Below are 22,259 nucleotides of genomic sequence, written 5' to 3'. Positions count from 1 at the left end.
TGCTCCTGAGTGTCGATTACGTTTCGACAAATGAAGGCGGCGGGTGTTGACGCATGACCAGACATAGGACTGTTATTACGCCACCGTGTTTGGTCGCGTTGGTTTCTGGTCGGTTACGACGACCTGGGGCGTGGCGCATTCCGGCCGAACCCTGTCCGTCAGGAGCCGTTCATGCCCGACTTCTCCCTCCCTGCTGCCAGCCGCCGCTCCGTCCTGCGCGGGATAGGCGGCGCAGCCGTCCTCGGAGCCGGCATACCCCTGCTGAGCGCGTGCGGCAGCAGTGGTAGCTCGTCCGACCCGAAGACCGTCACCCTCGGCTCCAACGCGTCCGACGCGGTGCCGAAGAAGGCGTTCGCGAGCGTCTACGCGGACTTCAAGAAGACCTCCGGCGTCACCGTCAAGGTCAACACGAAGGACCACAACACCTTCCAGGAGCAGATCAACTCCTACCTCCAGGGCACGCCGGACGACGTGTTCAACTGGTTCGCCGGGTACCGCATGCAGTTCTTCGCGGCCAAGAAGCTCGCCACGTCCATCGACGACGTCTGGGCGAAGATCGGGGACAACTTCCCCGACGCGATGAAGCAGCTCAGCAAGGGCGAGGACGGCAAGTACTACTTCGTGCCGCTGACCACGTACCCGTGGGCGATCTTCTACCGCAAGAGCGTCTTCGCGGACAAGGGCTACACCGTCCCCACCACGTGGGACGAACTGGTCGCCCTGTGCAAGAAGATGAAGAGCGACGGACTGGTCCCGATCGCCTTCGGCGACAAGGACGCCTGGCCGGCGATGGGCACCTTCGACCAGATCAACTTCCGGCTCAACGGCTACGACTTCCACAAGTCCCTGATGGCCGGCAAGGAGGCGTGGACCGACCCCAAGGTCAAGGCGGTCTTCGACCACTGGGCCGAGCTCCTCCCGTACCACCAGGACGGCTTCATGGGCCGCACCTGGCAGGACGCCGCCCAGGGCGTGGTGTCGAAGAAGTCCGGCATGTACCTGCTGGGCTCCTTCGTGGCGCAGCAGTTCACCGTCAAGGCCGACCTCGACGACCTCGACTTCTTCCCGTTCCCGGTGATCAACTCCGCGTACGGCCAGGACACCGTCGAGGCGCCCACCGACGGCTTCATGGTCAGCAAGTCCCCGAAGAACCACGACGGTGTCGTCAAGCTCCTGGAGTACCTGGGCACCCCGGCGGCCGAGCAGTTGTACCTCAAGACCGACCCGAGCGTGGTGGCCGCCTCCAGCAAGGCCGACACCTCCGCGTACTCGCCGCTGCAGAAGAAGGCGTTCGACATGATCGGCGCCGCCAAGAGTCTCACCCAGTTCATGGACCGCGACTCGCGGCCGGACTTCACCTCGACGGTGATGCAGCCCGGACTGCAGAAGTTCCTCCAGAACCCCAAGGGCGTCGACAGTCTGCTGACCTCGATCGAGCGCCAGAAGAAGACGATCTTCGCCTCCTCATGATCTCCGAGACGACTACGACGAGCCCGGAGGCGGACGCCGTTCCGCCTCCGGGCCCCGCACCCGAGAACAAGCGGGTCCCGCAGGGCGCCAAGCGCCTGCTGACCCGCCGTGACCGCATCACGCTCGCCTTCATGGCGGGCGCGCCGACGGTCCTGCACGTGGCCCTGGTCTGGGTCACCGCCCTCGCCTCGATCGCCCTGGCCTTCACGTCCTGGGACGGCATCGGCTTCGACTCGATCAAGTGGGTGGGGCTGGCCAACTTCAAGGAGCTGTTCAACGACAACCCGCAGTTCTGGCCGGCCCTCGAGCACAACATCATCTGGTTCGTCGTGCTCATCCTGCTGCCGACGCCCTTCGGCCTGTTCCTGGCCGTCCAGTTGGACAAGAAGATCCGCTTCAGCCGCGTCTACCAGACCGCGTTCTTCCTGCCGGTCGTCATGTCGCTGGCGGTCACCGGCTTCGTCTGGCAGCTCATCTACAACCCCGACACCGGCCTGATCAACAGCCTCATCGGGGCCAACAAGCCAGGCCACTACATCGACTGGATCGGCGACCCCAAGCTCAACCTGTGGGCCGTCCTGATCGCCGCTTCCTGGCGGCACGCCGGCTACATGATGATCCTGTACCTGGCCGGCCTGAAGGGCGTCGACCCGTCCCTGCGCGAGGCCTCCGCACTGGACGGCGCGAACGAGTGGCAGACGTTCAAGAACGTCATCTTCCCGACGCTGCGCCCCACCAACACGGTCGTCCTGGTCGTCACCATCATCGAGTCGCTGCGCGCCTTCGACCTGGTCTACGTCTTCAACAAGGGCGCCCAGGGCACCGAGTTGCTGTCGATCCTGATCACCAACAACATCATCGGTGAGTCCAGCCGGATCGGCTACGGGTCGGCGATCGCCGTCGTCCTGCTGGTCATCTCCCTCGTGGTCATCATCCCGTACCTGATCGCGACCTTCCGGAAGGAGCGGCGCGCATGACCACCCCCACCGCCGCACTCGGCGTGAAGCAGCGCACCCCGCTCCGCCCCGCCCGGGTCCTGCTGCACACGTTCCTCGTCGTCACCTCGCTGGCCTGGCTCGCCCCGCTGCTGTGGGCGGTCTACGCGGCCCTGCGCCCGTACTCCGAGACCAGCAACAAGGGGTACGTTTCCTGGCCGGACAAGCTGAACCTCGACAACTTCAAGAACGCGTTCCAGCAGTCCGACATGATCCACTACTTCGTCAACACACTGATCATCGCGGTCCCGGCCGTGCTGCTCACGCTGCTGCTGGCGTCGATGGTCGCGTTCTACGTCAGCCGCTTCGACTTCCGGCTCAACATCTTCCTGCTGCTGGTCTTCACGGCCGGCAACCTGCTGCCCCAGCAGGTCATCATCACCCCGCTGTACCGCATGTACCTGCTGATCGACCTCCCCGGCATCACGATGAGCGGCAAGCTCTACGACTCCGCGCTGGGCCTGGTCCTCATCCACGTGGCGTTCCAATCAGGCTTCTGCGCCTTCGTGCTGAGCAACTACATGCGGATGCTGCCGGACGAGCTGACCGAGGCGGCGCTGGTCGACGGCGCGTCGGTGTGGCGGATGTACTGGCAGATCGTGCTCCCGCTCTGCAAGCCGGCGATGGCGGCCCTGGCCACGCTGCTCTCCATCTGGATCTACAACGACTTCTTCTGGGCGATCGTGCTGATCTCGACCGGCGAGAACATGCCGATCACCTCCGCCCTGAACAACCTCTCCGGCCAGTACTTCACCGACCCCAACCTGGTCGCCGCGGGCGCCCTGCTCACCGCGATCCCGACCCTGATCGTGTACTTCGCGCTCCAGCGCCAGTTCGTCAGCGGCCTCACGCTGGGCGCCAACAAGGGCTGACGGGCGGGGGTTTCAGAAGGGGCCCGGCCCGCCGAACCCACCGGGTCCCCCCGGCCCACCGCCGAACATCCCACCGTGCGGCCCGTGATGGTGGAAGCCGTCGAACAGCGCGTCCGCGAGCAACATGCCACCGACCCCGGCGGCACCCGCGACGAGGGCGGTCTTCCACCAGGGTGTGCTGTACCAACCCCCGGGCATGGAACGGCCGTTGACGACTCCGCCGGGGTAGTAGTACGGCGTGCCGGTGCCCGGCTGCGCGGAGGCGGTGTACGTCTGCCCACCGACCGTGACCTGCCCACCGGCACCCTGCGCGGGCAACTCGGGCCCAGGGTCCAGCCCCAGCGCGCCACGAGCGGTACGGATGTGATGCAGTCCCTCGATGGCGGTCTGCGTCACGAGCCCGTACTGCAACGACGAGTAGGCGACGGCGAGTTGCCCCTCGGCGGCCCGATGCCGCTCGGTGGCGTCGGCGAGGGCCTGCCGGGCGGCGCCGTTCCCACCGGCGTCGAGCGTCGACAGACTCCCCCCGAGCCGCTCCACCCAACGAGCGGCCTCCGCCCCGGCGTTGGCGTCGGCATCGGCACCGCCGCCGTACCCAAGTCTCGAACTCCCGCCCCCGGCCTGCCTCTTGCCGAAGGCGACCGCTTCGGCGACGATCAGGGCCAGCAGCACCAACACGATGAACAACACGACGTCCTCCCGTCCGTCCGCACCGGGATCGGATCACCCCGTACACAGGGATTGGACGCCTTGGGGCTGGGAGCTCACTGCGGGCGGTCTGAGGGGCGGCTGTGAGTGTGAAGTCGCGGGGCGTGGGGGTCGGTTCGACGGTACGACGCTGATGACGACGTTGCCGACCTTCCGCCCGGTCTCGACGAACCGGTCCGCGCCCCCGGCGAAGGACCCCTGACGAGAAGGTCACGGGCTCTGATCGAGGGCTTGTCCACCTCGGCGACCCGGACCACGGTCGGCGGTCCGTACCGGTCGTGCACCGCTGCCGTCACGGGCGGACCCCGGCGGCAGCGCGCCCGCTGCCCGCCCCGCCGCCGTCACCGCGCCAACGCCCCCACCACACCCTCCACGACCCGCAACGCCTCCCCGCTCCGCACCAGTTCGGCGATGTGCTCGATGTCGGTGTGGAAGACCCGGTCCTCGTCGACGGTCGGTACGGTCTCGCGGATCGTGGACCGCAGGGCGTCGGCGGCCGGTGAGGGGGTGAGCGGTGCGAGGAGGTCGAGGGCCTGGGCCGCGCACATCAGCTCGATCGCGATGACGTAGGCGAGTTTGCCGGCCGCGCGGTAGGCCTTCAGGGCCGCCGAGTAGGCGTTGCTGACGGCGTCTTCCTGGTTGGCCGAGGTGGTGATGCTGTCCGCGGATGCGGGCACTGCCATGCCTCGCAGCTCCATCGTCAGTGCCGCGGCCGTGTACTGGGCGATCATGTAGCCGCTGTTGAGGCCGGGCTTCGGTGCCAGGAAGGCGGGCAGCTCGCTGAAGTTGCTGTTGACCATGCGGTCGGTGCGGCGCTCGGAGACCTTGGCCAGGACCGTCATCGCGTTGACCATGGTGTCGGCCTGGATGCCGACGTACGTGCTGTCGCAGTTCGCCCCGCTCAGCGCGACCCCGTCCTCGCCCTCGGGGTGGATGACCGGGTTGTCGCCCACGGAGTGGAGTTCCTCGACGATGACTTCTCGGGCCTGCGCGAGCGCCCGCTTCGCGCCGCCGTGGATCTGCGGTACGGCCCGCAGGGAGAGGCTGTCCTGGAGCCGGTGGTCGAGGAACGCGGCGCTGATCGCGCTGGACTCGGTCAGCCGTCGCAGATTCTCGGCCACGGCGGCCTGCTCCGGGTGCCGCTTCCGTTCCTGGATCCGGGCGTCGTAGGCGCGGACCGTGCCCTTGAGCGCCTGTACGGAGAGGCTCGCGGCCACGTCGGCCGTGGTCGCCGCGACGCCGGCGTCATGGGCGGCGAGGACGGCTGTCGCGGTGACCGAGTGGGTCCCGTTCGTCAGCGACAGCCCCTCCTTGCAGGCGAGCCGGGTCGGCCGCTCGCCGATCCGGGCCAACGCCTCGGCGCCGGGCAGCAGTTGGCCGCCGTACGACGCCCGGCCCTCGCCCAGGAGTACGAGCGCCATGTGTGCCTCGGGGGCCAGATAGCCGACGGAACCCTCGCCGGGGACGTGCGGTGTGACCCCGGCGTTGAGCATCCGCCGGATCAGCTCAAGGGTCTCGAACCGGATACCGGAGAAGCCCTCACCGAGGCCGACCAACTCCATCAGCGCGATGGCGCGGACGACCTCGGTGGGCAGCGGTTCACCGACCGACACGGCATGCGAACGCACGATGTTGCGCTGGAGCCGCTCGGCGTCCGCCGGGTCGATCACCTCCGTGACGTTGTCGCCGAAGCCGGTGGTGACGCCGTAGACCAGGCGGTTCTCGGCGAGGAAGCGCTCCACCAGCGCGCGGGACTTGCGTACGCGGTCGACGTACGTCGCGTCGAACTCGACCCGGGCGCCGTGCCGGGCGACCGCGACGAACTGCTCGACGATGATCGGCTGCCGGCCCAGGGTGACGGCCACGGACATCTCCTCGCGCTTGATATGTATCCATTCACTTGCGGATCGAATGAATCACTCTATTTAGCGCGTGGCAAGGGCGGTCTCATGGATGAGTTCGTGAGGGTGTGGGGCGGGAGCGTGGCCCTGCGGTGGGGTTGGTCGCTCTCGCGGAGGTGGATGTGGGCGCCGGTCGCTGCTGCCGCCGGCTCCACGCACTCGCCTTCACCGCCGGTGCTGTACGACGACTTCTGCCCGGCGAGGTGGGGCATCGCGGGTCCTCTCGCAGGGCGTACATGACGTGCTGGATCAGGCTCGGCGAGTTCGTCGGATGCTCCAGGTAGACCGTGTCGAGTTCGGGGGCCCCGCCGCCGAAGAGAACGAAGGAGCGGGTGTGCGCGGAGTAGACGCCGGCTTCGAACGGGTGGACCTGCGCGGTCACGTTGGGCAGTCGGGAGGCCTCCGTCAGCCGCAACAACTGCCTGCGCATGACCGCCGGGCCGCCCACGCGGGTGTGGAGCGCGGATTCGTGGATGACGGCGCGGCACGTGACGGGTGAGTCGCCGGTCGGTGCGCGTTTGCGGGCCAGGCGCACCGCCCGGGCGGTCGTACTCGGGCAGCAGCTTGTAGAGGCGGTTGCGCGAGACGTCGAGGTGGGCTGCCTCGATATTGCTGATCCGCGTGCGGTCGGCGCCGAGCAGTTGGCCGGCCCGGTCACCACCCTCCTCGCCGTATCCCAGTGCCCCGAACCCATCGACACGGCAATCCTGTTGACCTTCGAAGCCGTCACCAACACCATCAACGCCTGCGAGCCGAAAGGTTTTCTAACTCCCGTAACCCTCTACGCAGGTTAGTCCGACCCCCACCGTTTCCGCGTCCTCATCCACGACGAGGCCCCGGGCCTGCCCGCCTGCCGTACCCCACCACACCCCGCCGAGGCGCGGCACGCCCCCCACGGCATGCCGCGCCCCGTTCCCCGTCCCCCGGTTTCCCCGTGGGTCAGGCGCCCTCCGCCGAGGGGAGCGTGCCCGTGCGGGCCGCCTCGCCGTACCACCGGGCGCTCGACTTCGGTGTGCGGGCGAGCGTCGCGAAGTCGACGTACACCGCGCCGAACCGCTTCTCGTACCCGTACGCCCACTCGAAGTTGTCCATCAGCGACCACAGGTAGTAGCCGCGCACGTCCGCGCCGTCCGTGATCGCCCGCCGTACGGCGGACAGGTGGCCGTGGAGGTAGGCGATCCGCTCCGGGTCGTGCACGCGACCCTCCGGGTCCGGCTTGTCGTCGTAGGCCGCGCCGTTCTCGGTCACGTACAACGGCAGGCCCGGAGCCTCCCTCGTGTAGCGCATGATCAGGTCGTAGAGGCCCGTCGGGTCGATCGTCCAGCCCATCTCCGTGCGCTCGCCCGGGGGTTGGAGGAACGCCACGTCGTCCGCGCCCGGCCAGGGGGAGTACGCGCTCACGCCGTGTCCGTCGGCCCGCGGGGCCGGTCCGGTCGGTTCCGCCGCCGCGACCACCGCCGGGGTGTAGTAGTTCAACCCCAGGGCGTCCAACGGCTGGTTAATGAGCGTCAGATCGCCGTCCCGGACGTACGACCAGTCCGTGATCGACCGCGTCGCGTCGAGCAGCGACTGCGGATACGAACCGTGCAGCATCGGCCCGTGGAACACCCCGTTGGCCAGGTCGTCGATCTTGCGGGTCGCCGCCATGTCCGCCGGGGACAGTGAAGCGGGCCTGACCACCGCGGAGTTGAGGCTGACCGCGATCGAGTTCTGGGCCGGCATCGCGGACCGCAGCGCCGAAGTGGCCAGCCCGTGCGCCAAGTTGAGGTGATGGGCCGCCCGAAGCGACGCGCCCGCGTCCGTACGGCCCGGCGCGTGCACCCCCGAGCCGTAGCCCAGGAACGCGCTGCACCAGGGCTCGTTGAGCGTGGTCCACTGCTCCACGTGGTCGCCCAGCGCCTCGCCCACGATCTGCGCGTACTCGGCGAAGCGGTACGCCGTGTCGCGCTCCGGCCAGCCGCCCGCGTCCTCCAACTCCTGCGGCAGATCCCAGTGGTAGAGAGTCAGCGCCGGCTTGATGCCGTGCGCGAGCAGCTCGTCCACCAGGCGGCGGTAGAAGTCCAGGCCCACCTGGACCGCCGGGCCCCGGCCGGTCGGCTGCACCCGCGGCCAGGAGACCGAGAAGCGGTACGCCGTCAGACCCAGGTCCGCCATCAGCGCCACGTCGTCGCGGTAGCGGTGGTAGTGGTCGACGGCGATGTCACCGTGCTCACCACCGGCCGTACGGCCCGGCGTATGACTGAAGGTGTCCCAGATCGAGGGCGTGCGGCCGCCCTCCCGCACCGCCCCCTCGATCTGGTACGCGGAGGTCGCGGCTCCCCACAAGAAGGCAGGGGGAAAGGCCAGGGGTGTCAGGTCGGGCATGGAATCGCTCCCATGGGTCGAGTGGCGCCCATTATGCATGGGAGCGCTCCCATGAGCAAAGGGGTAGCTCCTCCCGACGTCTTCCGACCTCCCGACGCCTCCCCACGCCTTCCGCCTCCCGACGTCTTCCGCCCCCCGACGTCTTCCGCCCGTCGCGTGCACACGGTCGCCGCGGACGCCGCTCTGGCGGACACTGTTCTGGCGTACACCGTTCTGGCGTACACCGTTCTGGCGTACACCGTTCTGGCGTACACCGTTCTGGCGTACACCGTTCTGGCGTACACCGTTCCGGTGGACACCGCTCAAGCCGACTCCCGCACCACCAGCCGCGTCGGCAGCACCACCTGCCGGTGACCCCCGCCGCGTTGGGCGATCTCGTCCAGCAGGAGGCTCGCCATGGTGCGGCCCATCTCCTCCAGCGGCTGGCGGACGCTGGTCAGCGGGGGATCGATGTGCCGGGCCACGATCGAGTCGTCGAAGCCGACGACGGCGACGTCGTCGGGCACCCGCCGGCCCGACGCGCGCAGTTCCAGCACCGCACCCGACGCCATCACGTCGGACGCGGCGAAGACGGCGTCGAGCCCGGGCCGTCTGCGCAGCAGCTCCCGCATGGCCGCGCGTCCGCCCTCCTCACGGAAGTCGCCGTACGCGATCAGGTCCTCGTCGACGGTGACGCCCGCGCTCTCCAACGCCTCGCGGTAGCCGTCGAGTCGGGCCTGGGCGACGTCCATGTCCAGGGGGCCCGTGATGGTGGCGATGGTCCGGCGGCCCGTGGCCAGCAGGTGCTGGACCGCGATCCTGGCACCGCCGTTGTTGTCCGCGCGGACATGCCCCAGGGGCTCCCCGTGGCCGCGCCGGCCGGCGAGCACGGTCGGCACGGCGAGTTCGTGCAGTCGGTCGGGCAGCGTGTCGCCGCTGTGGACCGCGAGGATCAGTACGCCGTCCACCCGGTGTGCGGACAGGTACGTGGCCAGTCGCGCGTACTCCTTCTCGTCCGGCGTCAGTACCAGCAGCAACTGCATTTGCGCGATGGCGAGTTGGGCCGACACACCGCGGATGATCCCCGAGAAGTAGGGCTCGGAGAAGAGCCGGTCCTCGCCCTCGGGGACGACCACGGCGACCGAGTCGGTACGGCGGGTCGCCAGGGAGCGGGCGGCGGGGTTCGGGACGTAGCCGAGTTCGTCGATCGCCCGCTCCACCGCCGCGCGGGCGTGGGCGCTCACCTTGGGGGAGCCGTTGATGACCCGGGAGACCGTGCCGCGGCCGACGCCGGCGAGCGCGGCCACGGCGTTGAGAGTCGGGCGCCGGACGTCCGCGCGCGGGGGCGGCTGTTCGGCAGGGCTCATCGTTCACCTTCCGGCGATCAGTGGGGACTTGCCTCATTCTTGCCCAGAAAATCGGGCGACGGCCCGGACGGACGGCCCGGGCGCCGCGCCCGCGCGACGGACCCTTGGATCACCTGCGTGAATCCTGTGCGGGACCGGTCCGTGTCCGGCCGGTGACGCCAGGTGGAGCGACACATTCACGTGACGTGCGGAACACGCTTGCGCAACAACGCCGTTTTCAAGTCTTGACACCCGGCCCGGCACGAAGGAGTCTTCCGGCATGCCGCGTGGGAGCGGTCCCACGGAACCTCGGGGGCTTCCTTCCGTGTGGACTAAACCACCAACGGCCCGTCCCTCTATCTCGCATGGCACACCGTTGACCAGCACCTTTTCACCGCACGTCCCGTGCTGTGGGCTGGCTGCTGCTCGAAACGAGAGGGCAGGTCCGGATCGTCGAGCCTCGGCGGTCCGATTCCTGAGATCCCGTTCCCCACTGGAACAAGGAGTAGTGGAATGAGCATCACCCGTACCGCCGGCGGCCGCGGCCGCAGAGTGGCGGCCGTGACCACGACGGTCCTGACGGCCTCTGCCCTGCTGCTGACCGGCTGCAGCAGCGACGACAGCTCCTCGGACGCCAAGGACTCGAACGGGAACATCACTCTCACGGTGGACGACTTCGGGCAGTTCGGCTACAAGGAAGCCGGCCTGTTCGCCCAGTACCACAAGCTGCACCCGAACATCACGGTGAAGGAAAACACCACTGCCAACGAGCAGGACTACTACCCGAAGCTTCTTCAGCAGCTGAACACGGGCAGTGGCCTGGGCGATGTCACGGGCATCGAGGTCGGCCGCATCAAGGAGGTCGTCGACACCCAGGCGGCCAAGTTCGCCGATCTGAGCAAGACGATCAACGTGAGCGACTGGGTCTCCTGGAAGGAGAAGCAGGCCACCGCGTCGGACGGTTCGGTCATCGGCGCCGGCACCGACATCGGCCCGATGTCCCTGTGCTACCGATCGGACCTCTTCAAGGCGGCGGGCCTGCCGAGCGACCGTGACTCCGTCGCCAAGGCCGTCGCGGGCGGCTGGGAGGACTACCTCAAGCTCGGCGAGAAGTTCAAGGCGAAGGCGCCCAAGGGCACTTACTTCATGGACTCCGCGAGCGCCATGTACAACGCGGTCGTCAGCTCCTCCGCGGAGCAGTACTACGACGCTTCCGGCAAGGCGATCTACAAGGACAGCGCGTCCGTGAAGCAGGGCTGGAACCTGGCCGCCGAGGCCGCGTCCAAGAAGCTGACCCAGGGTCTGCCCCAGTTCACCGACGCCTGGACGGCGGCGCTGCGCAAGGGCACCGTGGCCACCGTGGCGTGCCCCGCCTGGATGGCCGGCCAGATCTCCATCAACTCCGGTGACGCCTACAAGGGCAAGTGGGACATCGCCCGTGCACCCGGCACCAGCGCGGGCAACTGGGGCGGATCCTTCCTGGCCGTGCCCAAGAGCGGCAAGAACGTCAAGGCGGCCACCGACCTGGTCAAGTGGCTGACCGCTCCCGAGCAGCAGGCCGCCGTGTTCAAGGCGATCGGTGTCTTCCCGTCGAACAAGGGCGCCTACGAGCTCGCCAGCGTGAAGAACGCCACGCTGCCGTACTTCAGCGACGCCCCGATCGGTCAGATCTACGCCGATGAGGCGAAGGCCATCCCCGAGGCCGTGCTCGGCGCGAAGGACGGCACGATCAAGGACACGATCTCCACGCAGATCAACAACATGGAGCAGCGGGGCACCAAGCCCGACAAGGCGTGGAAGGCCGCGACCGAATCGATCGACAAGGTGATCGGCTGACACAGGCCGCGGTGCGGGCGGCCCGGCGGCCGCCCGCACCGCGCCACGTGCGTGGGGCCGCGCGGCGGCCCCCGCCGTGGGCGCGGGGCCTTCCGCACCGGCCCCGGTCGTCAAGTGCCGGTCTCTTCCGCGGTGTTCGGCGCACACTCACCGGACGCCGCCGCACCGTGTCCGCCGGACGACCGGCGACCTGAGTACGACGACGTGTCCCGGGCCGGGTGCCCCGGCCCCGCGCCCGCCCCCTGCCCGTACCCGGCCGAGATCCAGGGAAGGACTCCCTCCGTGGCAACCACAACCCCCACACGGGGCGCCCCCACCCCGCCACCCGGCGGGGTCGGCGTCGTGTCGAAGGAACCCGGCGTGTGGCGTACCCGCCTGTGGCGCCTCGACGACAAGGCGTCGCCGTACGCGTACATCGCCCCCTTCTTCCTCATCTTCGGTGCCTTCGGCCTCTACCCGATGCTGTACACGGGCTGGATAGCCATGCACCGGGTGGAGATGACGAGCCTGAACCAGTCCGAGTGGGTCGGCTGGCACAACTTCGCCACGATCCTCCAGGACTCCGAGTTCTGGACCGCGGTCACCAACACCTTCGTCATCGGCGTCATCTCGACCGTCCCGCAGCTCCTGATGGCCCTGGGCCTGGCCCATCTGCTCAACTACAAGCTGCGCGCCAGCACGTTCTGGCGGACGGTGATCCTCACCCCGTACGCCACCTCGGTGGCGACCGCGGCCCTCGTCTTCGCCCTGGTCTTCCGGGCCGACGGCGGCCTGCTCAACTGGGTGCTGCACTTCGTCGGTGTCGACAACATCGACTGGGGCAACGGGGAGTGGTCGTCCAAGATCGCCATCTCGGCCATCGTGATCTGGCGCTGGACCGGCTACAACACCCTGATCTATCTGGCGGCCATGCAGGCCGTGCCCACGGACCTGTACGAAGCGGCCTCGATCGACGGAGCGACGCGCTGGCAGCAGTTCCGCAAGGTGACCATTCCCTCGCTGCGGCCGACGATCCTGTTCACCATCGTCATCTCGACCATCGGTTCCATGCAGTTGTTCGGTGAGCCGCTGCTGCTGCAGGGCGGCACGCTCGGCTCCACCGGAGGCAGCGAGCACCAGTACGAGACGCTCAGCATCTATCTCTTCAACTACGGCTGGAAGCTGGGGCACTTGGGCCCGGCCGCGGCCGTCGCCTGGGCCATGCTCGTCCTGCTGCTGCTCATTGCCCTGATCAACCTGATCGTCGGCCGGGTCCTGCGCAAGAGCGCGGCGTGACGGGAGCGATATCGATGACCACGACCAGTCCCACCCCCACCGCGCCGGACCTCGATCCCGCGCCACTTCCCGTCACCCCGGGCACGGGCCGCCGCCGTTTCAAGATCGGCGCCGGCCAGCAGCTCAAGGGTGGCCCGTTCACCTACGCGGCCCTGATCATCGTCGGCCTGGGCTCGGTCTTCCCGCTGTACTGGACGCTGGTGGCCGCCTCGCACGACCAGCAGCGGGTCCTCGACAGCCCGCCGCCGTTCCTGCCGGGCGGCCGGCTGTGGAGCAACCTCCAGTCGGCCTGGGAACAGGCCCACCTGGGGAAGGCGATTGTCAACACCGTGATCGTGGCGGGCTCCATCACCGCGGCCACGCTGTTCTTCTGTACCCTCGCCGGCTACGCCTTCGCCAAGATGCGCTTCCGCGGCCGTGGCGCCCTGATGACCGCGGTCATCGCCACCCTGACGATCCCGCCCCAACTCAGCGTCGTACCGCTGTTCATGATGATGGCGGACATCGGCTGGGGCGGGAAACTGGAGTCGGTGATCTTCCCCACCCTCGTCGGTGCCTTCGGCGTCTTCTTCATGCGCCAGTACCTGCTGGAGGCCCTGCCCTACGAGCTCATCGAGGCGGCCAAGGTGGACGGCGCGAGCAACATCCGCATCGTCTGGAACGTGGTCCTGCCCGCGGCCCGCCCCGCGATGATGGTGCTCGGGATGCTCACCTTCGTCCAGGCGTGGAACGACTTCTTCTGGCCCTTCCTCGCCCTGAACCAGGACAACCCCACCATCCAGGTGGCGCTCGGCCAGCTCAGCGCCTCCTACACCCCCGACCAGAGCATCGTCATGGCCGGGGCGCTGATCAGCACCCTGCCGCTGCTGCTGGTGTTCGTGATCTTCGGCAAGCAGATCATCGGAGGCATCATGGCGGGCGCCGTCAAGGGCTGACACAGGGCCGCCAACTGCCGCTCGCACAAGCCCAGTTCACCGTCCCGTACGGCCCGCTCCGCACGCGGGCCGTACCCGGCCGGGCGCCCGCCGTCGTGCCCCGTCCGCTTCCCCCCCCCGCACCGCCGGACCACCGTCCGGCCTTCACTCACCCCACCCCGGGAGCGCTCACATGACCGCCGTACGACATGAGACCAAGGCCGCGCCGGCGTCCGCCACCTCCTTCCCCCCGGGCTTCGTCTGGGGTGCCGCCACCGCCGCCTACCAGGTGGAGGGCGCCGCCGCGGAGGACGGCCGGACCCCCTCCATCTGGGACACCTTCAGTCACACGCCGGGCAAGGTCCGCAACGGCGACACCGGTGACATCGCCGCCGACCACTACCACCGGTACCGCGACGACGTGGCGCTGATGAAGGACCTCGGCCTGAAGGCGTACCGGTTCTCCATCTCCTGGACCCGGGTCCAGCCCACCGGCCGCGGGCCCGCCGTGGAGCGCGGTCTCGACTTCTACCGCCGGCTCGCCGACGAGCTCCTGGCGGCCGGCATCACCCCCGTCGCCACCCTCTACCACTGGGACCTCCCGCAGGAGCTGGAGGACGCGGGCGGCTGGCCGCAGCGCGACACCGCGCACCGCTTCGCCGACTACGCCGAGATCATGGGCCGGGCCCTCGGCGACCGCGTCGGCCTGTGGACCACCCTCAACGAGCCCTGGTGCAGCGCCTTCCTGGGCTACGGCTCCGGAGTGCACGCCCCCGGCCGCACCGACCCGGCGGCCACCCTGCGCGCCGCGCACCACCTCAACCTGGGCCACGGCTTGGCGGTCGGGGCGCTGCGCGAGGTCCTGCCGGCCACCGCGCAGACCTCCATCACCCTCAACCTGCACCAGGTGCGCCCGCTCACCGACAGCCCCGAGGACGCGGAGGCCGCACGCCGTATCGACGCGGTCGGCAACAGGATCTTCACCGGCCCCCTGCTCGACGGCGCCTACCCCGAGGACCTGCGCGCCGACACCGCGCACCTCGTCGACTGGGCGGAGCTGGTGCGCGACGGCGACCTGGCCGAGATCTCCCGGCCCATCGACATGCTCGGCGTCAACTACTACGCGCCGACCGTCGTCTCGGCCGGCTCCGGCGACGGCGCCACCAAGAACGACGGCCACGGCGCGAGCGACCACTCACCGTGGACCGGCTCCGGAGACGTGGACTTCCACCTCGCCAACGACCACCTCACGGCGATGAACTGGGCGATCGACCCCAGCGGCCTGCACACCCTCCTGACCGACCTGGCCGCCTCGCACCCCGGGCTGCCGCTGATGGTCACGGAGAACGGCGCCGCGTTCGACGACTACGTCTCTCCCGAGGGCCTGGTCAACGACCCGCAGCGCATCGCCTACCTGCACGCCCACCTGGACGCCGTCCGCCGGGCCGTCGCCGACGGAGCCGACGTGCGCGGCTACTTCCTGTGGTCGCTGCTCGACAACTTCGAATGGTCCTACGGCTATTCGAAGCGCTTCGGCGCCGTCTACGTCGACTACTCCACGCAGCGCCGCATCCCGAAGGCGAGCGCCCACTGGTACGCCGGGGTGATCCGGGGGAACGCGCTGCCGACGGCCGGCGAGGACGGGTGAGTCCCGACGGGCGGGGACCCCGGTCGACGAGGGACGATGGAGGGCGGGGCGTCCGGGCCTCGGCTGTTACATTCCTGGCCTGAAAGCTGCGAACGGAAGGCGGCGACCATGGCGGTCAGCGGTGGGCGGAACCGGGGCGGCAGGCGGCCGACCCTGGAGGAGGTCGCCGCCCGTGCCGGTGTGGGCCGCGGCACGGTCTCCCGGGTGATCAACGGCTCGCCCAGGGTCAGCGACGCGACCCGCGCCGCCGTCGAGGCGGCGGTCGCGGAGCTCGAGTACGTCCCGAACACGGCGGCCCGGGCGCTGGCCGCCAACCGCACGGACGCGATCGCCCTCGTCGTCCCCGAGCCGGAGACCCGCTTCTTCGCGGAACCGTACTTCTCGGACATGCTCAAGGGCGTCGGCACCCAACTGTCGGACACCGAGATGCAGTTGCTGCTCATCTTCGCGGGCAGCGACCGGGAGCGGCAGCGCCTCGCCCAGTACCTGGCCGCACACCGTGTGGACGGCGTCCTGCTCGTCTCGGTCCACGCGGACGACCCGCTGCCTGACCTGCTGGCCGCGCTGGAGATCCCGGCGGTGATCAGCGGCCCCCGGTCGGCCGCCGAACCCCTGACCTCGGTCGACTCGGACAACTACGGCGGAGCCCGCTCGGCCGTGGAACACCTCCTGTCCCGCGGCCGCACCCGCATCGCCCATATCACCGGCCGCCTGGACGTGTACGGCGCCCAGCGCCGCGTGGACGGCTACCGCGAGGCGTTGCTCGACGCGGGCCACGAACTGGACGAACACCTCGTCCAGCCGGGCGACTTCACGGAGGAGGGCGGCCGACGGGCGATGAAGGAACTGCTCGCCCGCCGCCCCGACGTGGACGCGGTCTTCGCGGGTTCGGACGTGATGGCGGCGGGCGCCCGCCAGGTGCTCCGCGAGGAGGGCGTGCGCATTCCGGACGACGTGGCCCTCGTCGGCTACGACGACTCGGCCATCGCCCGCCACATGGACCCACCGCTCACCAGCGTCCGCCAGCCGATAGAGGAAATGGGCCGCGCGATGATCGACCTGCTGCTCGCCGAGATCGCGGACCGCCGCCCGGCGACACCCCGGAGCCCGGAGCGGCAACATGTCGTGCTGGCAACGGAGTTGGTGACGCGAGCGTCTTCATGAGGGAGCGGTCGCTCGGACAGACTGTCGCCCATGACATCCCGTCGCCATCCCCTCCTGGCCGTCGAGGAGATCCCCGCGGCGGAGCCGTACCTCCGCAGCGTGGGCGAGATCTTCCGCACCTTCGGCGAACAGGACTCCGGATGTGTCGGCTACGCCGTCCAACTCCCGGACGGCGAGCGCTGGTTCGTGAAGGCGGCCACAACAGCCCCCGCCCAGGCCTCACTTGACCGCGCCTGGGCCTTCCACCGCGCGGTCCGCCACCCGGCGATCGTCCCGCACCTGCACCGCATCACCGTGACGGACGGCGGCCGCACGGCGGTGGTCATGCCCTGGCGCCCCGGGGAGTCCCTCTACGGCCCCGCCCGCGCCCGCTTCCGCGCCCTGCCCCTCGCCTCCGTCCACCGCGCGATCGACCGCGTCCTGGACGCCCACCTCGCGGTGGAGGCGGCGGGCATGGTGGCGGTCGACCTCTACGACGGCGCGTTCCTCTACGACTTCTACGGCGACGCGCTCCACCTCGTCGACCTCGACGAGTACCGTCCCGGCCCCTTCGTCCTCCAGGGCGACCGCCTCCCGGGCTCGGCCCGCTTCATGGCCCCCGAGGAGTGGCACCACGGCGCCCGCATCGACATCCGTACGACGGTCTACGCCCTCGCCCGCACCGCCCGCCTCCTCCTCGACGCCGGCGAGGGCGAACGGGCCTGGCGGGGTACGGCGGCCCAACTCGCCGTACTGGAAAGGGCCACCCGCGCCGATCCCGCCGAACGCTTCGCGGGCGTACGGGAGTTCACGGACGCGTGGCGCACCGCCACCTGACCTCGCCGTCCTGCCACTCGCCGGTCGGCGCCAGGCCCGCCGCCGTGGCGACCGCCGCGGATGCCCGATGATCCGGGTGGATGTGCGCCACGACCGTAGAGACCGCCTGCTTTCCGAGCCACGACACCAGCCCCTGCGCCGCCTCGCTCGCCAGACCGCGCCCCTGCCAGGGCGTTCCGACCACCCAGGCGATCTCCGCGACCGACCCCGCCTCCGTGATCGTGGCCTGGACCGTGCCCACCAGACAGTCCTCCACCCGCAGGCGCAGTACCCAGTTGCACCAGGTGGCGGCCGGGTCGGGGGAGCCCGCGGCGAGGCGCTCGTAGCGGGTCCGCAGGGCGTCCGGAGGCAGTGGTTCGCCACCGATGAAGGTGTGCAGGGCGGGGGAGCACAGCACCGTGGCCATTTCCTCCGCGTGCGCCGCGCTCAGGGGCACGAGATCCAGCCGGGCGGTACTGATGAGTTCGCGTTCGACGTCCACTGTGGGTGGGCTCCCGTTTCCGGAAAACGAATCAGCCGGTGACTTCGTTTCCGAAGTCACCGGCTGATTACTCAGGGTGAGTGACGGGACTTGAACCCGCGACTTCCTGGACCACAACCAGGTGCTCTACCAGCTGAGCTACACCCACCATGCCCGGTCGTTCACTTCTGCGAGTTTCCGACCGGCCGAGAAAAAGTGTACAGGGTCTGAAGGGGTGCTCGCGCACGCCTTTTAGTGTGCGGGCAGGACGTGCTTCGCGGCGATCGTACGGGCCGTCTCGGAGTCGGGTCCGGGCTGCGGGACGAAGATCGCCTCGCGGTAGTAGCGCAGCTCGGCGATGGACTCGCGGATGTCGGCGAGGGCGCGGTGATTGCCCTTCTTCTCGGGGCTGTTGAAGTACGCCCGCGGGTACCAGCGGCGGGCCAGCTCCTTCACCGAGGACACGTCCACGATGCGGTAGTGCAGGTACTCCTCCAGCGTCGGCATGTCACGCAGCAGGAAACCGCGGTCGGTCCCGACCGAGTTGCCGCACAGCGGGGCCTTGCCCGGCTCCTTGACGTGCTCCCGGATGTACGCCAGGACCAGCTCCTCGGCGTCGGCCAGCGTCGTACCGCCGGCCAACTCGTCGAGCAGGCCGGATGCGGTGTGCATCTGGCGTACTACGTCCGGCATCGTCTCCAGCGCCTGGTCCGGCGGGCGGATGACGATGTCCACCCCCTCGCCGAGCACGTTCAGCTCGGAGTCGGTGACGAGGGCGGCCACCTCGATGAGAGCGTCGTCTGACAGCGAGAGGCCGGTCATCTCGCAGTCGATCCACACCATGCGATCGTTCATGTGTCTAACCTTAAGGTGCGCGTCGCTCAGGTGAGCCGACCGTGCGGTGACCTTGTGGTCCCGGGCATGCGGAAACCCCCGGAGATCTCCTGACGGAAACCTCCGGGAGCCTTCCCGCTCCTACGTCGCAGGTACTACGGCGCGCTGCGCTGGCCGGGCAGACTCGCCGCCCGACTTGTGGCGTACGCCTCACGGCCGTTCTCCGCCGCGGAGGCCGACGCCGACGACAGCGCGCTCGCCGCCGTACGCCGGGTCTGCATCGGGACCGGACCGTCCGGGTGCAGCGCGGGCGGCAGCCCGGCCGGACCCAGGGACCCCGGACCACCGGGCTGACCCGAAGCGCCGTCGCCGTCCACCTGCTTGTCGCCCTGCGGCCTGCGGGCGCGGTACGCGGCCCGGTAGGCGGCCGGCGACGAGCCCAACTGGCGCCGGAAATGGCCGCGCAGAGCCACCGGCGAGCGGAAGCCGCAGCGCCCCGCGACCTCGTCCACCGAGTAGTCCGACGTCTCCAGCAGACGCTGCGCCTGGAGCACCCGCTGCGTGATCAGCCACTGCAGGGGAGCGCTCCCGGTGAGCGAGCGGAAGCGGCGGTCGAACGTACGCCTGCTCATGTACGCGCGTGCCGCCAGCGTCTCCACGTCGAACTGTTCGTGGAGGTGCTCCAGCGCCCAGGCGACGACCTCCGCGAGCGGGTCGGCGCCGATCTCCTCTGGTAAAGACCGATCGAGGTAGCGCTCCTGACCGCCGCTTCGGCGCGGCGGGACCACCAGGCGCCGGGCGAGCGCGCCGGCCGCCTCGTTGCCGTGGTCCGTCCGCACGATGTGGAGACAGAGATCGATTCCGGCCGCCGTACCGGCGGACGTCAGCACGTCCCCGTCGTCGACGAAGAGTTCCCTCGGATCGACGTGCACCGACGGATAGCGCTTGGCCAGCGTCGGCGCGTACATCCAGTGGGTGGTCGCCGGACGGCCGTCCAGCAGGCCCGCCGCGGCCAGCACGAAGGCGCCGGTGCACAGGCCGACGATGCGGGCGCCTTCTTCGTGCGCCCGGCGGATCGCGTCGAGTGCCTCCTCCGGCGGCGGCGAGGTGATCGACCGCCAGGCAGGCACGACGACGGTGCCCGCCCGTGAGATCGCCTCCAGGCCGTGCGGTGTGGTGAGTTCCAGCCCGCCGGTCGTGCGCAGCGGCCCTTCTTCGCCACCGCACACAAGAAGGCGGTAGCGCGGAACTCCGGCGTCCTGCCGGTCGATGCCGAACACCGACAGCGGTATGGAACTCTCGAAGATGGGGCCGCCGCTGAACAGCAGCACCGCGACGATCTCCTTGCGGCGTCGCCCGGAAAGCTTCCGGGCCGCGGCTTCCGGCGCGGCAGTGGAGTCGTGGCTCATACTGCTAAGCCCCCCTCGGTGGTCGCGGCTCCTCGGTTGTGTCGCTCCTGCACGTTTCCCCTCGGTCCTGCACGAGTCCCCCGCCGTAAGACGTCAAGATCGAATCTACTGTGTCCAGTGGTGCCGGGGTGACCAGTTCGGCAACCGGCACATTGTCGACATGGCAACTTGGCGTGAAGCATTCGATCACGAAGCGTTGCACTCGTGGGCCGTGCAGGGAAGTGCGCCTCGTCGTAGTGGCCAATCCCCGTAGGGTGCGCAAGGCCCCCCAGACCCTTTCGGTGCAGGTGGAACGGGGGTTGGGGGGTGGTTCGGACAACAGATGCACAGTGGCCGGAAGTTGGCTGAAAAGCGTCGGGCGCGTGCGCGGAAACCGGTCAGTCGACCGGTGTACTTCCCCCGGCGTGCCGTCCGCCCCTGTGCGCCCCCGCCCCGGCCCGGTGGCGGTGGCCGCGGTACGGGGCCTCTTCCGCGGCCGGCGGCGAGGCATGCTCTTCGGCCAGCAGCGGGACCGCGCCCTGTTCGGACCGGCGCAGCAGCACCCGGCAGGCGGCGGTGACGGCCGCGAGGCCCAGGGCCGTACCGGCGGCGCCGGCGAGCGAGCTGCCGTACCAGAGGAGGACGAGGGGGACGAGGGCGCAACTGAAGACCGCCCAGCGGACCACATCGGTCGCGCTGTCGGGGTGGGGGTGTCCCTCGGAGGTCGTACGGTGTCCGGACATGGCGTGCTCCCTGGGGCGGCGGCTCGCCGGGTTCAACGCTTGTTCGATGCGTCGGTCACTGTAGGGCAGCCCGCGGGTGGGCGCGCGGATAAGTGAATCCTGTGCAAACCGCCTGTACGGGGCAGCAACCATTGCGTTACGGGCGCCCCCTCGTGCATGCTCCGGGGAACTCCGCCGGAGCATGTGCGGGATATGGGCTAAGGAGGACTGGCGCCGTACCCTTGGGGGTATGGGGTTGGGAAGATGATTCCCGGACACAGCTCCGCCGCACACTGTTGTCCCCTCCCAAGAGGATCAAAAAGCCGAGACACCCATGGCCGGTCACGAATCTTTCGAACCCGCGGACCGCAAGCGGCCCGTCGCCGATCCCACGGCGGCCGAGCCCCTGGCGGCGGAACAGCCACGCCATTCCTGCGATCCCGCCTTCAAGCACGGCGTCGTCGTCGGTTTCGACGGCTCCACGTCCAGTGAGCGTGCCCTCGCGTACGCGATCGGCATGGCCCACCGGTCCGGCTCGGGCCTGGTCATCGTGCATGTCGCCAACCGGCTGCCCACCACGGTGTGGGCGGGCTGCGAGCCACCGGTCTTCGTCGACGTGCCGGATCACCGCACCGAGGTGCTGGGGCTTGAGCTGGCGTGCGCCGAGTATCTGGCGGAAGTGCCCTGGATCCTTGTCGAGCGCGGTGGCGACATCTGCCATGAACTCGAAGAGGTGGGGCGGGAGTACGAGGCGGACGCGATCGTCGTGGGCTCCACCCACGGCATCGTCGGACGCATCTTCGGCTCCGTCGCGGGACGGCTCGCCAAGCGGGCGCAGCGGCCCGTCGTCGTCATCCCGTAAGTCGTAGGTCCAACGCGCCGGTCGGCTCCGAATTCACTGCTGTGCAGAGGTGTTTGTGTCCTTGTGAAGGGCATATATCGGTCACACCGCACAACCGCACATGCATGAAGGGAGCCCGCCGTGGACAAAGACGTCTCTGCGGGAAGCACCACTTCGATCGTCGGCCGACTCGCCCTGGGAATCACCCTGTTGGCCTTCGGGCTCGGGTACACCGATGTCATCAACGGAGTGTCGGCATCTGATGCCGTGTCACTCGCCCACTACGTAGGCGGAGTTGCGCTCTTCGTCGCCGGGCTGTTCGCGTTCCGCGACGGTGACACGGCGAACGGTACGGCGTTCTCGGCGTTCGGCGCGCTCTGGTTCACCTGGGCCGTCAGCGCGGGGGGCTCCGCCTCGGACAACGCGGCGGGGCTGTTCCTGGTCCTGTTCGCCCTGGTCGCTCTCTCGGTGACCCTCGCGGGTGGGGATCAACTCACCCAGGGGACCTACGGGTTGTTCTTCGTCTCCCTCGTGCTTCTCGCCGTCGCGCAGTTCGCCGGCAACGACGGGCTGGGCAAGGTCGGGGGGTGGTTCGGTGTCGCTGCGGGGGCTGTTGCCTGGTATTCGGCGACGGCTGCGTTGGCTCACTGGCCGACGGTTCTTCCGCGGCGGGCGGCTGGTCGGGGCGTGACGGCTACCAGTTGACCGGCAGCAGAAAGGCCCCCC

General features: G+C 69.4%; 21 protein-coding genes, 1 tRNA gene and 1 pseudogene. 12 read left to right on the top strand and 11 right to left on the bottom strand.

Features of this window, described 5'->3' with window-relative positions; genetic code table 11:
- The first annotated feature begins 171 nt into the window (after positions 1-171).
- Genes OG223_RS20195 through OG223_RS20185 form a run of 3 tightly spaced genes read left to right on the top strand, consistent with a single transcriptional unit; the run spans position 172 to position 3,337 of the window.
- Entirely contained in the window at positions 172-1,470 is a 1,299-nt protein-coding gene (locus OG223_RS20195) for an ABC transporter substrate-binding protein (protein ID WP_329250361.1), read from the top strand.
- Complete coding sequence (locus OG223_RS20190) at positions 1,467-2,447, top strand: carbohydrate ABC transporter permease (RefSeq protein ID WP_329250359.1); 981 nt, start codon at positions 1,467-1,469, stop codon at positions 2,445-2,447. The genes OG223_RS20195 and OG223_RS20190 overlap by 4 nt, the downstream gene beginning before the upstream one ends.
- Entirely contained in the window at positions 2,444-3,337 is an 894-nt protein-coding gene (locus OG223_RS20185) for a carbohydrate ABC transporter permease (RefSeq protein WP_318016505.1), read from the top strand. The genes OG223_RS20190 and OG223_RS20185 overlap by 4 nt, the downstream gene beginning before the upstream one ends.
- A gap of 12 nt (positions 3,338-3,349) precedes the next feature.
- Here the strand turns inward: OG223_RS20185 and OG223_RS20180 are convergent, their stop codons facing one another.
- From OG223_RS20180 to OG223_RS20165, 4 genes and pseudogenes are all read right to left on the bottom strand, one after another.
- Positions 3,350-4,027 carry a hypothetical protein gene (locus OG223_RS20180; protein ID WP_329250354.1) on the bottom strand — a complete coding sequence of 226 codons (678 nt, stop codon included), beginning with the start codon at positions 4,025-4,027 and terminating at the stop codon, positions 3,350-3,352.
- Positions 4,028-4,386: 359 nt separating this feature from the next.
- Entirely contained in the window at positions 4,387-5,916 is a 1,530-nt protein-coding gene (locus OG223_RS20175) for an HAL/PAL/TAL family ammonia-lyase (RefSeq protein ID WP_329250351.1), read from the bottom strand.
- 50 nt (positions 5,917-5,966) lie between these two features.
- On the bottom strand, positions 5,967-6,158 hold the full coding sequence (locus OG223_RS20170) for a DUF397 domain-containing protein (protein WP_329250349.1): 192 nt from the start codon (positions 6,156-6,158) through the stop codon (positions 5,967-5,969).
- 107 nt (positions 6,159-6,265) lie between these two features.
- A pseudogene (locus OG223_RS20165) lies at positions 6,266-6,481 on the bottom strand (Scr1 family TA system antitoxin-like transcriptional regulator); the annotation flags it as partial.
- Between OG223_RS20165 and OG223_RS20160 the strand changes: the two are divergent.
- On the top strand, positions 6,420-6,740 hold the full coding sequence (locus OG223_RS20160; protein ID WP_329265926.1) for a hypothetical protein: 321 nt from the start codon (positions 6,420-6,422) through the stop codon (positions 6,738-6,740). The pseudogene OG223_RS20165 and the gene OG223_RS20160 sit on opposite strands and share 62 nt — an antisense overlap.
- Before the next feature lie 145 nt (positions 6,741-6,885).
- On the opposite strand, the gene OG223_RS20155 is transcribed toward OG223_RS20160, so the two are convergent.
- Together OG223_RS20155 and OG223_RS20150 are read right to left on the bottom strand one after the other, a co-directional pair.
- Positions 6,886-8,310 carry a GH1 family beta-glucosidase gene (locus OG223_RS20155; protein ID WP_329250346.1) on the bottom strand — a complete coding sequence of 475 codons (1,425 nt, stop codon included), beginning with the start codon at positions 8,308-8,310 and terminating at the stop codon, positions 6,886-6,888.
- Positions 8,311-8,612: 302 nt separating this feature from the next.
- Entirely contained in the window at positions 8,613-9,656 is a 1,044-nt protein-coding gene (locus OG223_RS20150) for a LacI family DNA-binding transcriptional regulator (protein WP_329250343.1), read from the bottom strand.
- Between the two features lie 492 nt (positions 9,657-10,148).
- Here OG223_RS20150 and OG223_RS20145 point away from each other — a divergent pair, with 492 nt between their 5' ends.
- From OG223_RS20145 to OG223_RS20120, 6 genes are all read left to right on the top strand, one after another.
- Positions 10,149-11,471, top strand: a complete 1,323-nt coding sequence (locus tag OG223_RS20145; protein WP_329250341.1) for an ABC transporter substrate-binding protein — start codon at positions 10,149-10,151, stop codon at positions 11,469-11,471.
- Between the two features lie 282 nt (positions 11,472-11,753).
- Positions 11,754-12,746, top strand: a complete 993-nt coding sequence (locus tag OG223_RS20140) for a carbohydrate ABC transporter permease (RefSeq protein WP_329250338.1) — start codon at positions 11,754-11,756, stop codon at positions 12,744-12,746.
- Between the two features lie 14 nt (positions 12,747-12,760).
- On the top strand, positions 12,761-13,681 hold the full coding sequence (locus tag OG223_RS20135; RefSeq protein WP_329250335.1) for a carbohydrate ABC transporter permease: 921 nt from the start codon (positions 12,761-12,763) through the stop codon (positions 13,679-13,681).
- 172 nt (positions 13,682-13,853) lie between these two features.
- Positions 13,854-15,308, top strand: a complete 1,455-nt coding sequence (locus OG223_RS20130) for a GH1 family beta-glucosidase (protein WP_329250333.1) — start codon at positions 13,854-13,856, stop codon at positions 15,306-15,308.
- 108 nt (positions 15,309-15,416) lie between these two features.
- Positions 15,417-16,472, top strand: coding sequence for a LacI family DNA-binding transcriptional regulator (locus OG223_RS20125; RefSeq protein ID WP_329250330.1), 1,056 nt, complete (start codon positions 15,417-15,419; stop codon positions 16,470-16,472).
- A gap of 30 nt (positions 16,473-16,502) precedes the next feature.
- Complete coding sequence (locus OG223_RS20120; protein WP_329250328.1) at positions 16,503-17,288, top strand: serine/threonine protein kinase; 786 nt, start codon at positions 16,503-16,505, stop codon at positions 17,286-17,288.
- Here OG223_RS20120 and OG223_RS20115 read toward each other — a convergent pair.
- The 5 genes from OG223_RS20115 to OG223_RS20095 form a co-directional block, all read right to left on the bottom strand.
- Positions 17,260-17,769 carry a GNAT family N-acetyltransferase gene (locus OG223_RS20115; protein WP_329250325.1) on the bottom strand — a complete coding sequence of 170 codons (510 nt, stop codon included), beginning with the start codon at positions 17,767-17,769 and terminating at the stop codon, positions 17,260-17,262. The genes OG223_RS20120 and OG223_RS20115 overlap by 29 nt on opposite strands.
- A gap of 75 nt (positions 17,770-17,844) precedes the next feature.
- Positions 17,845-17,917: transfer RNA gene (locus OG223_RS20110), tRNA-His, on the bottom strand.
- An 83-nt stretch (positions 17,918-18,000) separates the two neighbouring features.
- The gene (gene orn, locus OG223_RS20105; RefSeq protein WP_329250323.1) at positions 18,001-18,603 is read right to left on the bottom strand and encodes an oligoribonuclease; all 603 of its coding nucleotides are present in this window, start codon (positions 18,601-18,603) and stop codon (positions 18,001-18,003) included.
- 134 nt (positions 18,604-18,737) lie between these two features.
- Positions 18,738-19,991: a GlxA family transcriptional regulator gene (locus OG223_RS20100; protein ID WP_329250320.1), complete on the bottom strand. Its 1,254-nt coding sequence runs from the start codon at positions 19,989-19,991 to the stop codon at positions 18,738-18,740.
- Positions 19,992-20,368: 377 nt separating this feature from the next.
- Positions 20,369-20,713 carry a hypothetical protein gene (locus tag OG223_RS20095; protein WP_329250317.1) on the bottom strand — a complete coding sequence of 115 codons (345 nt, stop codon included), beginning with the start codon at positions 20,711-20,713 and terminating at the stop codon, positions 20,369-20,371.
- Between the two features lie 313 nt (positions 20,714-21,026).
- Here OG223_RS20095 and OG223_RS20090 point away from each other — a divergent pair, with 313 nt between their 5' ends.
- Entirely contained in the window at positions 21,027-21,554 is a 528-nt protein-coding gene (locus OG223_RS20090; protein ID WP_019065779.1) for a universal stress protein, read from the top strand.
- A gap of 120 nt (positions 21,555-21,674) precedes the next feature.
- Complete coding sequence (locus OG223_RS20085) at positions 21,675-22,238, top strand: GPR1/FUN34/YaaH family transporter (protein ID WP_329250313.1); 564 nt, start codon at positions 21,675-21,677, stop codon at positions 22,236-22,238.
- The last annotated feature ends 21 nt before the right edge of the window (positions 22,239-22,259 follow it).

It is taken from the genome of Streptomyces sp. NBC_01478, from assembly GCF_036227225.1.
GTDB lineage: Bacteria > Actinomycetota > Actinomycetes > Streptomycetales > Streptomycetaceae > Streptomyces.
This window is presented reverse-complemented; position numbering and strand designations above follow the sequence as displayed.

Excerpts from the sequence above, each read along its gene's own strand:
- OG223_RS20195 (WP_329250361.1), top strand. The coding sequence starts at position 172 with ATGCCCGACTTCTCCCTCCCTGCTGCCAGCCGCCGCTCCGTCCTGCGC.
- OG223_RS20190 (WP_329250359.1), top strand. The coding sequence starts at position 1,467 with ATGATCTCCGAGACGACTACGACGAGCCCGGAGGCGGACGCCGTTCCG.
- OG223_RS20185 (WP_318016505.1), top strand. The coding sequence starts at position 2,444 with ATGACCACCCCCACCGCCGCACTCGGCGTGAAGCAGCGCACCCCGCTC.
- OG223_RS20175 (WP_329250351.1), bottom strand. The coding sequence starts at position 5,916 with ATGTCCGTGGCCGTCACCCTGGGCCGGCAGCCGATCATCGTCGAGCAG.
- OG223_RS20170 (WP_329250349.1), bottom strand. The coding sequence starts at position 6,158 with ATGCCCCACCTCGCCGGGCAGAAGTCGTCGTACAGCACCGGCGGTGAA.
- OG223_RS20160 (WP_329265926.1), top strand. The coding sequence starts at position 6,420 with ATGACGGCGCGGCACGTGACGGGTGAGTCGCCGGTCGGTGCGCGTTTG.
- OG223_RS20155 (WP_329250346.1), bottom strand. The coding sequence starts at position 8,310 with ATGCCCGACCTGACACCCCTGGCCTTTCCCCCTGCCTTCTTGTGGGGA.
- OG223_RS20150 (WP_329250343.1), bottom strand. The coding sequence starts at position 9,656 with ATGAGCCCTGCCGAACAGCCGCCCCCGCGCGCGGACGTCCGGCGCCCG.
- OG223_RS20145 (WP_329250341.1), top strand. The coding sequence starts at position 10,149 with ATGAGCATCACCCGTACCGCCGGCGGCCGCGGCCGCAGAGTGGCGGCC.
- OG223_RS20135 (WP_329250335.1), top strand. The coding sequence starts at position 12,761 with ATGACCACGACCAGTCCCACCCCCACCGCGCCGGACCTCGATCCCGCG.
- OG223_RS20130 (WP_329250333.1), top strand. The coding sequence starts at position 13,854 with ATGACCGCCGTACGACATGAGACCAAGGCCGCGCCGGCGTCCGCCACC.
- OG223_RS20125 (WP_329250330.1), top strand. The coding sequence starts at position 15,417 with ATGGCGGTCAGCGGTGGGCGGAACCGGGGCGGCAGGCGGCCGACCCTG.
- OG223_RS20120 (WP_329250328.1), top strand. The coding sequence starts at position 16,503 with ATGACATCCCGTCGCCATCCCCTCCTGGCCGTCGAGGAGATCCCCGCG.
- orn (WP_329250323.1), bottom strand. The coding sequence starts at position 18,603 with ATGAACGATCGCATGGTGTGGATCGACTGCGAGATGACCGGCCTCTCG.
- OG223_RS20100 (WP_329250320.1), bottom strand. The coding sequence starts at position 19,991 with ATGAGCCACGACTCCACTGCCGCGCCGGAAGCCGCGGCCCGGAAGCTT.
- OG223_RS20095 (WP_329250317.1), bottom strand. The coding sequence starts at position 20,713 with ATGTCCGGACACCGTACGACCTCCGAGGGACACCCCCACCCCGACAGC.
- OG223_RS20090 (WP_019065779.1), top strand. The coding sequence starts at position 21,027 with ATGGCCGGTCACGAATCTTTCGAACCCGCGGACCGCAAGCGGCCCGTC.